The 12,591-nt window shown below is 71.5% G+C and carries 12 protein-coding genes and 1 pseudogene; 5 read left to right on the top strand and 8 right to left on the bottom strand.

From position 1 onward, the window contains the following. Positions 1-43: 43 nt before the first annotated feature. From denD to ABIE45_RS21465, 5 genes are all read right to left on the bottom strand, one after another. Entirely contained in the window at positions 44-1,021 is a 978-nt protein-coding gene (gene denD / locus ABIE45_RS21485; RefSeq protein WP_192708416.1) for a D-erythronate dehydrogenase, read from the bottom strand. Positions 1,022-1,149: 128 nt separating this feature from the next. Further along, complete coding sequence (gene otnK / locus ABIE45_RS21480; RefSeq protein WP_192708417.1) at positions 1,150-2,424, bottom strand: 3-oxo-tetronate kinase; 1,275 nt, start codon at positions 2,422-2,424, stop codon at positions 1,150-1,152. Beyond that, a complete protein-coding gene (gene otnI, locus ABIE45_RS21475; RefSeq protein WP_192708418.1) occupies positions 2,421-3,203 on the bottom strand; it encodes a 2-oxo-tetronate isomerase in 783 nt (260 codons plus the stop codon). Before otnI ends, otnK begins: the two co-directional genes overlap by 4 nt. 208 nt (positions 3,204-3,411) lie before the next feature. Further along, positions 3,412-4,320, bottom strand: coding sequence for an L-threonate dehydrogenase (gene ltnD, locus ABIE45_RS21470; protein ID WP_192708419.1), 909 nt, complete (start codon positions 4,318-4,320; stop codon positions 3,412-3,414). Between the two features lie 166 nt (positions 4,321-4,486). Continuing rightward, positions 4,487-5,809 (bottom strand): MFS transporter, encoded by a 1,323-nt coding sequence (locus ABIE45_RS21465; protein ID WP_192708420.1) that lies wholly within the window; start codon positions 5,807-5,809, stop codon positions 4,487-4,489. A 349-nt stretch (positions 5,810-6,158) separates the two neighbouring features. Between ABIE45_RS21465 and ABIE45_RS21460 the strand changes: the two genes are divergently transcribed. Further along, positions 6,159-7,166 carry a LacI family DNA-binding transcriptional regulator gene (locus ABIE45_RS21460; protein ID WP_192708421.1) on the top strand — a complete coding sequence of 336 codons (1,008 nt, stop codon included), beginning with the start codon at positions 6,159-6,161 and terminating at the stop codon, positions 7,164-7,166. Further along, complete coding sequence (locus ABIE45_RS21455; protein WP_192708422.1) at positions 7,163-7,843, top strand: aldolase; 681 nt, start codon at positions 7,163-7,165, stop codon at positions 7,841-7,843. The genes ABIE45_RS21460 and ABIE45_RS21455 overlap by 4 nt, the downstream gene beginning before the upstream one ends. Before the next feature lie 37 nt (positions 7,844-7,880). On the opposite strand, the gene ABIE45_RS21450 is transcribed toward ABIE45_RS21455, so the two are convergent. The 3 genes from ABIE45_RS21450 to ABIE45_RS21440 form a co-directional block, all read right to left on the bottom strand. Next, positions 7,881-8,393 carry an MmcB family DNA repair protein gene (locus ABIE45_RS21450; protein ID WP_192708423.1) on the bottom strand — a complete coding sequence of 171 codons (513 nt, stop codon included), beginning with the start codon at positions 8,391-8,393 and terminating at the stop codon, positions 7,881-7,883. Positions 8,394-8,498: 105 nt separating this feature from the next. Further along, entirely contained in the window at positions 8,499-9,275 is a 777-nt protein-coding gene (locus tag ABIE45_RS21445; RefSeq protein WP_192708424.1) for a cobalamin-binding protein, read from the bottom strand. A gap of 16 nt (positions 9,276-9,291) precedes the next feature. After that, positions 9,292-9,813: a DedA family protein gene (locus tag ABIE45_RS21440; RefSeq protein ID WP_192708425.1), complete on the bottom strand. Its 522-nt coding sequence runs from the start codon at positions 9,811-9,813 to the stop codon at positions 9,292-9,294. 123 nt (positions 9,814-9,936) lie between these two features. Between ABIE45_RS21440 and pdxY the strand changes: the two genes are divergently transcribed. The 3 genes and pseudogenes from pdxY (at position 9,937) to ABIE45_RS21425 (ending at position 12,436) form a co-directional block, all read left to right on the top strand. Next, positions 9,937-10,785, top strand: a complete 849-nt coding sequence (gene pdxY, locus ABIE45_RS21435; protein WP_192708426.1) for a pyridoxal kinase PdxY — start codon at positions 9,937-9,939, stop codon at positions 10,783-10,785. Between the two features lie 62 nt (positions 10,786-10,847). Beyond that, positions 10,848-11,733, top strand: a pseudogene (locus tag ABIE45_RS21430) (PhzF family phenazine biosynthesis protein). Then, positions 11,726-12,436, top strand: a complete 711-nt coding sequence (locus ABIE45_RS21425; RefSeq protein WP_192708428.1) for an NUDIX hydrolase — start codon at positions 11,726-11,728, stop codon at positions 12,434-12,436. Before ABIE45_RS21430 ends, ABIE45_RS21425 begins: the two are co-directional and overlap by 8 nt. Positions 12,437-12,591: the final 155 nt, after the last annotated feature.

Below are 12,591 nucleotides of genomic sequence, written 5' to 3'. Positions count from 1 at the left end.
CCCGGGTCACGTCGCTGCGCTCGCGATGACGGCGAGCGGGGCCTCAGCCGCCGTGGAACTCGGCCACGTGCTGGGCCACGATCGCGTCGAAGGACGCGTCCGCCCGGAAGCCCAGGGCCAGGGCAGCCTCCGGCTCGAACGCCTCCGGCCAGGAGCCGACGATCCGCGCGATGGTGGCGTCCGGCGCGCGCCGGATCAGCGCCACGGCCTTGTCGCCCGCCGCACGCCGCAGGGCCTCGATCTCCTCCGCCACCGTCGCCGAGACGCCCGGCATGGTCAGGCTGATCCGGGGACCGATCGTCGCGAGGTCGAGCCCGGCGGCGTGGATGAGGAAACCCACCGCCGCCGCGGGGCTGGCGAACCAGTGCCGGACGGTGTCGGGCACCGGCAGGATCGCCTCCTGGCCGGCCAGCGGCTCGCGGATGATGCCTGAGAAGAAGCCCGAGGCCGCCTTGTTGGGCTTGCCCGGCCGCACGCAGATCGTCGGCAGCCGCAGGCCGATCCCGTCGAGGAAGCCGCGGCGCGCATAGTCGGCGAGCATCAGCTCGCCCATGGCCTTCTGGACCCCGTAGGAGGAGGCGGGGCGCAGAATGTGATCGTCGGGGATCACCTTGGGGAAGGGTGGCCCGAACACCGCGAGGGAGGAGGTGAAGACCAGCTTCGGCCGGTAGCCGTCCGCCGCGTTGGCCGCGCGGATCGCGTCGAGCAGTAGCCGGGTGCCGTCGAGATTGACCCGGTAGCCGAGTTCGAGGTTGGCCTCGGCCTCGCCGGAGACCACGGCGGCGAGGTGGAAGATCACCCCCGGCCGCTCGGCGATGGCGGCCTCGGCGGCGCCGGGCGCCGTGAGGTCGGCGGCCTCGGCCCGCACCGGGCCGGAGAAGCCCTCGGGCGCCGACGGCGGGACCACGTCGAGGAGGGTGAGGGCGGTAAGCGGCTCACCGCCGACCCGGCCGTCCTTCACCAAGGCGTCCACGAGGCGTCGGCCGATCATGCCGGCGGCGCCGAGAATCAGGGCGTGCATGGAAAACCTCCCGTCGGGTTGTGCGGTTTCAGCGCATCACCCCGGAACCGGAACCGGGGCGATGCGCTCATTCTCTGGTTCCGCATCATCTTCTTCCGAAAGCCGGAAGCCACCTTTCTGAATGATGCTTAGGCCATCATGTCGAGGGCGCGGCCGAAGAAGTCAGGGCCGCCGAAATTGCCGGATTTCAGGGCGAGCAGCATCGGCTCGGGCCGGCCGGCGGTGCGCAGCACGGGCACGCCCGCCGCGATCTCCGGCCCGAGCAGGAAGGCGGTGAGGCCGAGCCGGTCGACCACCGCGCCGGAGGTTTCGCCGCCCGCGACCACGAGCCGGCGTACGCCGTGGGCGACGAGGCCCTCTGCGATGGCGGCCAGGGCCGCCTCGATGGCGTGACCGGCGGCATCGACGCCGTGCGCGGCCTGGAGCGCGCGCACCGACTCGGGCGGGGCCGAGGTGGCGATCAGCACCGGGCCGGAGGCAAGGCGCTCCGCCGCGAAGGCCAGGGCCTCGGCGACCACGTCGTCGCCCGCGAGCAGCCGCGCCGGGTCGAGGCGCAGCACCGGCATGATCGCCTCGGCGGCGGCGACCTGCTGGAGCGTCGCCTGCGAGCAGCTCCCGGCGAGGCAGGCGGAGGTCCCACCCACGGGCTCGCCGACTGCCGCTCCGGCAGCGTCCGTCGTACCGCGCCCGTCGGCGACCAGGGCCCGTGCGAGGCCGAGGCCGAGGCCGGAGGCCCCGACCGAGAATTGTCGGTCGATGATCGCCCGACCGAGCACTTCGAGGTCGCTGTCGAAGATCGCGTCCGCGATGGCGGCGCCCTTGCCCTCGGCGGCCAATGCGTCGAGGCGGGCGGCCACGGCCTCCGCGCCCCGGGCGACCGTGGCGGTGTCGATCAGGCCGACCGGGCTGCCGCTCTGGCGCCCGAGCACGCGCACGAGGTTGGCGTCGCGCATCGGGTTGAGCGGGTGGTCCTTGAGCGGGCTCTCGTTCAGCGGCACCGCGCCCACGAACAGGTTGCCCTGGTAGACGCTCCGCCCCGTCTCGGGAAAGGCGGGGGTGACCAGCGCGATGGTCTCGCCGGCCTCCGCCCGCAGGGCGTCCATCACGGGTCCGATATTACCCGCATCGGTCGAGTCGAAGGTCGAGCAAACCTTGAACATCACGTGGGCGGCGCCCCGGGCCCGCAGCCACGCTTCCGCCTCGCGGGAGCGCGCCACCGCCTGGTCGGCCGGGATCGAGCGGCTTTTCAGCGCCACCACGACCGCGTCCGCCTCCGGCAGGGCGCGGCCCTCCTCAGGCACGCCGATGGTCTGGATCGTGCGCAGGCCCGCCTTGGTCAGGGTGTTGGCGAGGTCCGAGGCGCCCGTGTAATCGTCGGCGACGCAGCCCAGTGCGAGGCTCATCGTTGGCTCTCCTTGTAGGCGGCAAGCCAGCCGAGGCCCGCGACGGTCTCGGCGGCCGGAATGTACTCGCAGCCGACGAAGCCGGCGTAGCCGAGCCGGTCCAGCTCGTCGAACAGGAAGAAGTCGGCCATCTCGCCGGTGCCGGGCTCGTGCCGCTCGGGCACGCTCGCGGTCTGAACGTGGCCGATGATCGGCATCAGGGCGCGCAGCCGCATGGTCACGTCGCCGTGCAGGATCTGGCAGTGGTAGAGGTCGAACTGGAGCTTCAGGTTCGGCAGGGCGAGGTCGCGGATCAGGTCCGCCGCCCGGCCGAAATCGTTGAGGAAGTAGCCCGGCATGTTCCGGCCGTTGATCGGCTCCAGGACGAGGTCGAGACCGGCAGGCGCCAGCCGCTCCGCCGTCCAGGTCACGGCCCTGCGGTAAGCTTCGGCGGCGCGCGGGTCATCGTGGGGCGCGAGGCCTGCCATCAGGTGGAGCCGGCCGACGCCGGTCGCCTCGGCGTAGCGGAGTGCGGTGTCGACACCGGCCTTCAGCTCGTCGAAGCGTTCAGGAAACGCCGCCAGGCCACGCTCACCCTTGGTGAAATCGCCCGGTGGCAGGTTGAACAGCGCCTGGGTCAGGCCGTTCGCCCGGAGCCGCTCGCCGATGGCCTCCGGCGGATGCTCGTAGGGGAACAGGAACTCGACGGCGTCGAACCCGGCCCGGGAAGCGGCCTCGAACCGGTCGAGGAACGGCACCTCGTTGAACATCAGGCTCAGGTTGGCGGCAAAGCGCGGCATTCTTCTGGGACTCCCTGCGCAGTTCTTGATACCTGTCCGATCCGCTCAGCGGACCGTCATCCAACCCAATCCCCTCATCCCGAGGTGCCGGAGCGCAGCGGAGGCCTCGAAGGAGCCCTCCAGTCAGCACGGCGATCCCTGGAGCCCTCCTTCGGGGCCCGCTGACGCGGGCACCTCAGGATGAGGAAGGGGGTGGGATCAGGCTTCCTCAAGCCGTCACCGGCAGCTTCGCGCCCGAGACCTGCGCGTAGAGCCGCGCCACGGAGGCGTCGTCGTCCCGGCCCATGCCGGCGCCGGACGCCATCAGGAACATCTGCAGCGCCGCCGCCGCCACCGGGACCGGATACTTCTCCGCCCGGGCCATGTCCTGCACGATGCCGAGATCCTTGACGAAGATGTCGACCGCGCTCTTCGGGGCGTAATCCGCGTCGAGGATGTGGGGCACCCGGTTCTCGAACATCCAGGAATTGCCGGCCGACTTGGTGATCACTTCGTAGACGCGGGCCAGGTCGAGCCCCTGCTTGGCCGCGAAGGCCATCGCCTCGCAGGCGGCGGCGATGTGGACCCCGGCGAGTAGCTGGTTGATCATCTTGAAGGCCGCGCCTTGGCCGGCCGCGTCGCCGAGCTCGTAGAGCGTGCCCGCCATGGCATCGAGGGCCGGTCGCGCCTTGGCGAAGGCCGCCGCCGAGCCCGAGGCCAGGAACGTCAGGCCGCCGTCGGCCGCGCGAGCGGCACCGCCGCTCATCGGGGCATCGAGATAGTGGCGGCCGGTGGCCTCCAGCCGCGCCGCCAGGGTCCGGGCGATGGCCGGGTCCATGGTGGCGGAGGAGACGAACACCGCGCCCTCCGGCATCGCGGCGGCGGCGCCGTTCTCGCCGAACAGCACCGCCTCGGTCTGCGCGGCGTTGACCACCACGCTCACCACCACGTCGGCGCCCTGGGCGGCCTCAGCCGGGTTGACGGCGCCCCGGCCGCCGGCGGCCGCGAAGCGCGCCACGGCCTCCGGGTTCACGTCGCAGGCCGCGACGGAGAAGCCGGCGCGCAGCAGCGAGCCGGCCATGCCGGAGCCCATCGAGCCCAGGCCGATCACCGCGGCGCGGTGTGTTGCGTTGGTCATCGGGGGCGGCTCCTGCATGAAGGAATGAGCGCCTCTGCATCACCGTGTGAGGCGGGGGGCGTCTCTCCACCCAAGTCGGGCTTGCCCGACCTGGGCTTCGGGATGCGGATCTCGGACAAGCCCGAGATCCGTCGGGAGAGGGGGTAGGTCGCGGCCGGATCGAAGGTCAGCGGTTGACCATCCGCGCCGGCGTGACGAACACGCACACGGAGCCGACCACCAGCATGACGGCCAGTGCGTACATGCCGGCGGCGGTGCTGCCGGTGGCGTCGCGGAGTGCCCCGATGACGTAGGGGCTGACGAAGCCGGCGAGGTTCCCCACCGAGTTGATCAGTGCGATGCCAGCCGCCGCGCCGGCGCCGCTCAGGAAGGCGGTGGGCAGCGACCAGAACAGGGGCGAGCAGGTCAGCACGCCGGCCGCCGCCACCGAGAGCGCCGCCACCGCGATCGTGGTCGAGCCCGCACTGGCCGAGACCACGAAACCGACGGCGCCGAGCAGGGCGGGCACGATCAGGTGCCAGCGGCGCTCGCGCATCCGGTCGGCTGAGAGGCCCAGCAGGACCATCACGATCGCCGCGCACAGGAACGGGATCGCGCTGATCAGGCCGATGTTGAAATTGCCCTGCACGCCCGACGCCTTGACGATCGTCGGCATCCAGAAGGTCAGGCCGTACTGGCCGGTGACGAAGGCGAAGTAGATCAGGCTCATGAACCACACGCGGCCGTTCCGGAACACGGTGGCGATCGAGTGCGGGCTCGATTCCTTGCCCTGGTTGTCGGCGGCGATGTCGCGCTCGAGGAGCTGCTTCTCGGGTTCGCTCAGCCACTTGGCCTCGGACGGGCGATTGTCGAGGTAGAAGAACACCGCGAGGCCGATCAGCACCGCCGGCACCGCCTCGATCAGGAACATCCACTGCCAGCCGGACAGGCCGTGCGCGCCGTTGAGCGCATCCATGATCCAGCCCGACAGGGGATTGCCGAAGATGCCCGAGATCGGGATCGCCGCCATGAACACCGCGATCACCTTGGCCCGGCGATGGGCCGGGAACCACGAGGTCGTGTAGAGGATGACGCCCGGGTAGAAGCCGGCCTCGGCCAGCCCCAGCAGGAAGCGCATCCCGTAGAAGCTCCACTCGGAGTTCACGAACAGGAACGCGCCGGAGATCACCCCCCAGGTGATCATGATCCGGGCGATCCAGACCCGGGCGCCGACCCGGTGCAGGATCACGTTCGAGGGCACCTCGAACAGGAAGTAGCCGAGGAAGAAGATGCCGGCGCCGAGTCCGTAGACCGTCTCGGAGAACTTCAGCTCCTGGGACATCTGGAGCTTGGCGAACCCGACATTCACCCGGTCGAGATACGCCACCACGTAGCAGAGCATCAGGAACGGCACGAGGCGCCAGAACACCTTCGCGTAGGTGCGGTCGGCGAAAGACTTCTCGTCCGCGGGTGCGGTGGCGCCCCCCAGCGGGGCGGCTTGGACCGGCATGGGCGTTCTCCCTGGTCCGGGCTCTAGGCCCCTGGACATTGGTCTTCACCGCTCGTCGGGCGGCGCTGGGGCGGTGCCATATCGCCTTTTGGCAGCGCTGCCAATCCGGTTGTGCGAGATAATGCAGGCCGCTATGTCAGTCGTCGGTCGCCGAGGACGGTCTTCCCATCGATCCCCCTCATCTTGAGGTGCCGGAGCGCAGCGCAGGCCTCGTAAGAGGCCTCCAGAGGTTGCAGCGCTTTCTGGAGCTCTCCTTCGAGGTCCGCTTTGTGGTCACCTCAGGTTGAGGGGGGATCGATGGGAGGTTCGACGGGCGTCATGAAAAAATCCGCGTCGGGAGAGCGGGGCCATGGACGACATCCAGCCGCCGGGGCGGCTCGTCACCCTCACCGATGTCGCCCGCGCGGCGGGCGTCGGCGAGAGCACGGTCTCGCGGGTCCTGCGCAATCACGGATCCTATTCCAAGCGCGCCGGCGAGCGGGTGGCGGAAGCCGTGGCCCGGCTCGGCTACGTGCCGAACCGTCTCGCCGGCAGCCTCGCGGGGCAGGGGGCGAGCGCGCGGCTCGTCGGCGTCGTCATCCCGTCACTCGCCAACGTGGTCTTCCCCGACCTGCTGCGCGGCCTGACCGCCGCCCTCGACGCCGAGGGTATCCCCTGCGTGATCGGGGTGAGCGACTACGATCCCGACCGCGAGGAGGCGCTCGCCGCCGCGCTCCTGTCCTGGCGCCCCGCTGCGCTGCTGCTCACCGGGCTGGAGCACAATCCCGGGACGGTGGCCCTCGCGAGGGCCGGGGGCGTGCGCGTGATCGAGATGATCGACACGGATGGCGATGGGATCGACACCGTTGTCGGCTTCTCCAACCGGGCGGTAGGCGCGGCGAGCGCCCGCCACCTCGTGGCGCGCGGCTACCGCCGCATCGCCTATCTCGGCCACGACCTGCGCGTCGATCTGCGCGCGGGCAAACGGCTCGCCGGGTTCGAGGCCGCGCTCGGGGAAGCGGGGCTGACGCTCCAGGCCAAGGAGATCCGACCGGGCCCGTCCTCGCCGACCTCGGGCCGCGCCGGGCTGGAGGCGCTACTGGCGCGCGTGCCCGATCTCGACGCGGTCTACTTCTCCAACGACGACATGGCGCTCGGCGGCTACTTCGCCTGCCTGTCGGCGGGGCTGGTGGTGCCGGAACGGATCGCCCTGTTCGGCTTCAACGGGCTCGACTTCGCCGCCGCGATGCCCCAGCCCCTGTCGACGGTGCGCACGCCGCGCCTGGAGATCGGCCGGCAGGCCGCCGCCTGCCTGACCGGCGAAAGCCCGAAAAAAATCGATCTCGGATTCGAGCTGATCGAGGGAGCGACCGCATGAGCGACGAGAGCCGGCTGCGCGAGGAGATCTGCCGCTACGGCCGCTCGCTGTTCGAGCGCGGCCTGACGCCGGGCTCGTCCGGCAACATCTCGCTGCGCCTGCCCGACGGCGGCTGGCTGGTGACGCCGACCAACGCGTCGCTCGGCTTCCTCGACCCGGCCCGGATCTCGCGGCTAGACGAGGCCGGCCGGCTCGTCTCAGGCGACAAGCCCACCAAGGAGATCCCGCTGCACAGCGCGCTCTACGAGAGCCGGATCGAGGCGAAGGCCATCGTCCACCTGCACTCGACCCACGCGGTGGCGGTGTCGATGCTGCCGGAGGTCGACCCGCGGCAGGTGCTGCCGCCGCTGACGCCCTACTACCTGATGCGCACCGGCGGCACGGCGCTGGTGCCCTATTACCGCCCGGGCGACCCGGCCGTGGCGGATGCGATCCGAGGGCTCGCGGGCCGGTACAGCTCGGTGCTGCTCGCCAATCACGGCCCGGTGGTGGCGGGCGACAGCCTGGAGGGTGCGGTCTTCGCCACCGAGGAGTTGGAGGAGACCGCCAAGCTCTATCTGCTCCTTCGCAACCTCAACCCGCGGCAATTGAGCCCCGGGCAGGTGGCCGATCTGGTGCGCCATTTCGGGCTGACCCTGCCGGATCCGGACGACCATGCCGAGCACGATCACGGGTGAGGCGCGGACGCCAATTTTCTCCCGCTCCATCCCCAGCCTACAGCGCTCCCTCCCGCACGGCCCCCGGATCCGCCAGCGCGTGGAGGATGCGGGCGGCGCTGTGGGCGAAGCGCAGCGTCACGGCCTTGCGGCGGGCACCGCTCAGCGGGTGGTCGGGCGGCTCCCGCAGGATCCCAGCACCGTAGGCGTCGGCGACGATCAGGCCGCATTCCTCCGGGATCAGCGATTCCGGGACCTCCTCGGGGATCGCGAAGAAGAACCGGTCGCAGAAGTCGCGGTAATCTGGCCATTTCCGGTCGGCGCGGAAATCCGCCACGCTCGACTTGATCTCCACGATGGTGAGCTTGCCCGCCCCGCACAGCGCGATCACGTCGGCCCGGCGCCCATTCGCCAGCGAGAATTCCGGCAGTGTGACGCAGCCCATCTCGGAGAACAGCCGGCGCACGCCGCGCTGGATGCGCAGGGCCGTGGGCGATTGCCGCCGGTCGACAGGCAGGAGCGCCTCGGCGATCGGGGGCGCGGAATCAGGCAAGCTGAGGGAAGCGGACATCAATCAGGGGGATGCGTCTGTGCCGAATCGGGACATCCTGCCAAGTTGCGCCCGGTCCGTCACCTGCGGCGCGGGATCACTCCGTTGGCCGCCACCCCGAAACACTCATCCCAGGCAGGCCTGGATCGCGTCGAACCCGTCGGTGAGCGCGGCCGGGCCGGGTTGAAGGATCAGCGGCGCCTTGATCTCGTGGATGCGCCCGTCGCGCACCGCCGGGATCGCCGCCCAGCCGGGGCGGGACCGGATGCGCTCGATGTTGACCCGCTTCCCGCACCACGAGGCGAGGATCACCTCGGGCGCTGCCGCGATCACCTGCTCGGACGTGACGATCCGGTCCTTGGCGGCCGCCTGCCGGCTCAGATCGGGGAAGACGTCCCGGCCGCCCGCGAGGTCGATCAGGTCCGAGACCCAGCCGATGCCGGAGATCATCGGTGCGTCCCACTCCTCGAAGTACACGTGCACCGGTCGGCGCTGCCGCGCCGCCGCGGCGGCCTCCGCGAGCCGGGCCTCGAAGCCGGCCGCCAGGATCTCGGCCCGCTCCGGCACGCCGACAAGGGCGCCGAGGGTGCGGATCATCGCGAGGCAGCCCGCCACGTCGCGCTGGTTGAACAGGTGGACCGCCACGCCCGCCCGGGCGAGGTCGGCGACGATGTCGGCCTGGAGGTCCGAGAAGGCCAGGACGAGATCCGGCGCCAGGGCCAGGATCTTCGGGATGTCGGCGCTGGTGAAGGCCGAGACGCGCGGCTTCTCCCGCCGGACCCGGGGCGGCCGCACCGCGTAGCCCGAGACGCCGACGATCCTGTCCTCCTGGCCAAGCAGGTACAGGGTCTCGACCGTCTCCTCGGTGAGGCAGACGATGCGCTCCGGGGGGAAGCGGCGCATCAGCGGTCGAGCCAAGTCATCGGTCGAGCCAAGTCAGCAGCCCGGCTCCGGGCGCCAGCAGCACGAAGGCCCAGACCAGCGCCGATGCGAGGTTGGCGAGCTGGAACGGCAGCCGCGCCAGGCCGAGGATGCCGGCGAAGAGCGGGACCAGCGCCCGGGCCGGCCCGAAGAACCGTCCGAGCGCCACCGCGGCGATGCCCCAGCGGCCGATGAAGGCCTCGGCCTTCGCCATGAGTTCGGGATAGCGCCGCAGCGGCCACTTGGTCTTGGCGCCGGGGCCGAGCCAGCGCCCGGCCTCGTAGGAGATCCAGTCCCCGAGCGCAGCACCCAGCGCCGCGGCGATCACCACCGGCCAGAACGGGATGTCGGCCCCGCCCACCAGGGCGCCGATCCCGACCAGGATCACGGTCGCCGGCACGAACAGCGACAGGACCGCGATCGATTCGCAGAAGGCGAGCCCCCCCGCGATCAGCGGCGTCCAGACCTTGTGCGCCTCGACGAAGGCGAGGGTCGAGGTGCGCAGGGCTTCGATGTCCATGGGGCTCAGCGTGTGACCGGGGATCGGTCCCATCTGAGGTGCACGGGGGAGGTCGGCAAGGGATGGGGGTGCGGGCGGGGCGGGAACCGGCTAACCGTAGCGTGACCACGAGCGAGTCGCGCGTTGAACGTCCTGTCGATCCAGTCCCACGTCGCCTACGGCCATGTCGGCAACGCCTCGGCGGTGTTCCCCATGCAGCGGCTCGGGGTCGAGGTCTGGCCGGTGCACACGGTGCAGTTCTCCAACCACACCGGCTACGGCGCGTGGCGCGGCCCGGTCTTCGATGCGGCGATGATCCGCGACGTGGTGCGCGGCATCGGCGAGCGCGGCGTGCTCGGAACCTGCGACGCGGTGCTGTCGGGCTATATGGGCTCGCCCGAGATCGGGGCCGCGATCCTGGAGGGGGTGGCCGCCGTGCGGGCGGCGAATCCCGCGGCGCTCTATTGCTGCGACCCGGTGATCGGCGACGTGGAGGAAGGCGTCTACGTCCGGCCCGGCATCGAGGCGTTCCTGCGCGAGCGCGCGGTGCCGCAGGCCGACATCCTCACCCCCAACCAGTTCGAGCTGGGCCTCCTCACCGGCCTGCCGAGCCGGACGCTCGCCGAGGCCGGAACGGCGATCGCCGCCCTCCAGGCATCCGGGCCCCGCGTAGTGCTGGTGACCTCGGCGCTCTGCGCCGACACGCCGCCGGACAGGATCGACCTGCTCGCGGGGGCGGAGGGGCAGCTCTTCCGGGTGCGCACCCCGCGCCTCGCGATCGCGGTCAACGGTGCGGGCGACTGCATCGCGGCCCTGTTCTTGGTCCACTACGCCCGCACCGGTTCGGCCGCCGCGGCGCTCGGCGCGGCGGCGGCCTCGGTCTACGGGCTCCTGAAGCGAACCGCCGAGGCGGGGTCTCGAGAGATCCTGACGGTGTCCGCGCAGGACGAGTACGTGAATCCGAGCGAGACCTTCTCGGTCGAGGCGGTCTGAGACACGGTCCGGCCGCGCTGCGCGGCCGGACCGGCACAGCGAGAGCAGGAAGGTCCGACACGATGGCGCGCCGCTTCGTCACCCTGGACGTGTTCACCGAGCAGCGGCTCGCGGGCAATCCGCTCGCGGTGGTGGTCGAGTCCGAGGGGCTCGACGACGCGGCCATGCAGGCCATCGCGCGGGAGTTCAACCTGTCCGAGACGGTGTTCGTGCTGCCGCCCGCGGAGGCCCGGCACCGGGCGCGGCTGCGCATCTTCACCCCAAGTCGGGAACTGCCTTTTGCCGGCCACCCGACGGTCGGCGCCGCGGTGCTGCTGGCGCTGCAGGATCCGGCCCGGGGCGATGCCCGCGCCTTCGGCCTGGAGGAGGGCATCGGGATCGTCCCCTGCGTGGTCGAGACCCTGGCCGACGGCACGGGCGGCCGGGCGCGGTTCCGGCTGCCGACCCTGCCGGAGTTCCTCGGCCCCGGTCCCGAGCCCGACATTCTGGCGCCGCTCCTCGGCCTGACGCCCGGGGACATCGGCACCGGCCGACACGTGCCGAGCCGCCACGGGGTCGGCCCAAGCTTCACCTGCGTGCCGGTCGCCTCGGTGGCGGCCCTCGACGCCGCCCGGCCGGCCCAGGCGCCGGATCCCGCGGACGGGCTCTACCTCTACACGCCCCGATCCCGAGGGGACCGGCCAGAGCTGGCGGGTGCGGATGTTCGCGCCGAATTTCGGCGTCCCGGAGGACCCCGCCACCGGCGCGGCGGCCTCCGCCTTCGCGGGAGTCCTGATGCAGTTCGAGACCCTGGGGGAGGGCACCCACGACGTGGCGATCCGCCAGGGACAGGCGATGGGCCGGCCGAGCACGATCGCGCTCCAGATCACCATCGCGGCGGGTGCCCTGCGGGGCGTCGAGATCGGCGGCGCGGCCGTGATCGTCTCGGACGGCGTCCTGCATGTCTGAGGGCTTCCGCATCACGCGCCTGACCGGTGTCACGGCGCGGATCGTGGCCTACGACTGGGCCTTTCCCCGCGAGAACGCTGCCGCCATCGCCGCGCATTGGCAGGACCGGATCCGGCGGAGCCCCGGATTGTTCGACGGCACTGTCCTCCTGAGCTGCGGCCACAGCGTCGCGGACGGGACCGCCCGGGTCGATCTGTTCGCCGTCCGCTATTCCACCTTCACGGCGTACCGGAACTTCAGGGTCGCGGACCCGCAGGTCGCCAACGCCTTCGCGGCGATCGTGCCCTGGACGGCGGACGGCGCGGTCCTCCTCGGCGAGATGGGCGCCCACACGGCCAATGCCGGCCAGCTCTACTTCCCGTGCGGCACGCCGGACCCGGACGACGTGCGGGGCGACCGCGTCGACCTCGCCGGCAGCGCCGCCCGGGAACTCGCCGAGGAGACCGGCCTGGCGCTGCCCGAGGGCGCCGCCACCGAGTGGGTGCTGCTGGACGGGGAGGGCCAACTCGCCTTCCTGCGTCCGGTGCGCTTCCCGGCTTCGGCCGCGGCGCTCGACGCGCGCATCGGCGCCCATCTCCGCGGCCAGGCCGAGCCGGAACTCGCCAGCCTGCACAGCGCGCGGAGCACCGCGGATATCGACGCCGCGCGGATGCCGGGCTTCGTGCGCGCCTATCTCGCGGACGCGTTCGCGTCCCGATCCTGAGGCGCAACCGCGCCCGGCCCGGCGCGGTTGCGCCGACATGGTCCGCTGGCATCTGCGGGGAGAGACCTAGATCGTCTCGTGCACGTCGGTTCGACGCGATGTTCTTGTACGATGCGCGTGCAATACAGAATCCCATTTCATTGATCGCCGCTGAC

Source organism: Methylobacterium sp. OAE515 (assembly GCF_041806315.1).
Classification (GTDB): domain Bacteria; phylum Pseudomonadota; class Alphaproteobacteria; order Rhizobiales; family Beijerinckiaceae; genus Methylobacterium; species Methylobacterium tardum.
This window is presented reverse-complemented; position numbering and strand designations above follow the sequence as displayed.

Excerpts from the sequence above, each read along its gene's own strand:
- ABIE45_RS21460 (WP_192708421.1), top strand. The coding sequence starts at position 6,159 with ATGGACGACATCCAGCCGCCGGGGCGGCTCGTCACCCTCACCGATGTC.
- otnK (WP_192708417.1), bottom strand. The coding sequence starts at position 2,424 with ATGAGCCTCGCACTGGGCTGCGTCGCCGACGATTACACGGGCGCCTCG.
- otnI (WP_192708418.1), bottom strand. The coding sequence starts at position 3,203 with ATGCCGCGCTTTGCCGCCAACCTGAGCCTGATGTTCAACGAGGTGCCG.
- ABIE45_RS21465 (WP_192708420.1), bottom strand. The coding sequence starts at position 5,809 with ATGCCGGTCCAAGCCGCCCCGCTGGGGGGCGCCACCGCACCCGCGGAC.
- ABIE45_RS21440 (WP_192708425.1), bottom strand. The coding sequence starts at position 9,813 with ATGGACATCGAAGCCCTGCGCACCTCGACCCTCGCCTTCGTCGAGGCG.
- denD (WP_192708416.1), bottom strand. The coding sequence starts at position 1,021 with ATGCACGCCCTGATTCTCGGCGCCGCCGGCATGATCGGCCGACGCCTC.
- ABIE45_RS21450 (WP_192708423.1), bottom strand. The coding sequence starts at position 8,393 with ATGTCCGCTTCCCTCAGCTTGCCTGATTCCGCGCCCCCGATCGCCGAG.
- ABIE45_RS21445 (WP_192708424.1), bottom strand. The coding sequence starts at position 9,275 with ATGCGCCGCTTCCCCCCGGAGCGCATCGTCTGCCTCACCGAGGAGACG.
- ltnD (WP_192708419.1), bottom strand. The coding sequence starts at position 4,320 with ATGACCAACGCAACACACCGCGCCGCGGTGATCGGCCTGGGCTCGATG.
- ABIE45_RS21425 (WP_192708428.1), top strand. The coding sequence starts at position 11,726 with ATGTCTGAGGGCTTCCGCATCACGCGCCTGACCGGTGTCACGGCGCGG.
- ABIE45_RS21455 (WP_192708422.1), top strand. The coding sequence starts at position 7,163 with ATGAGCGACGAGAGCCGGCTGCGCGAGGAGATCTGCCGCTACGGCCGC.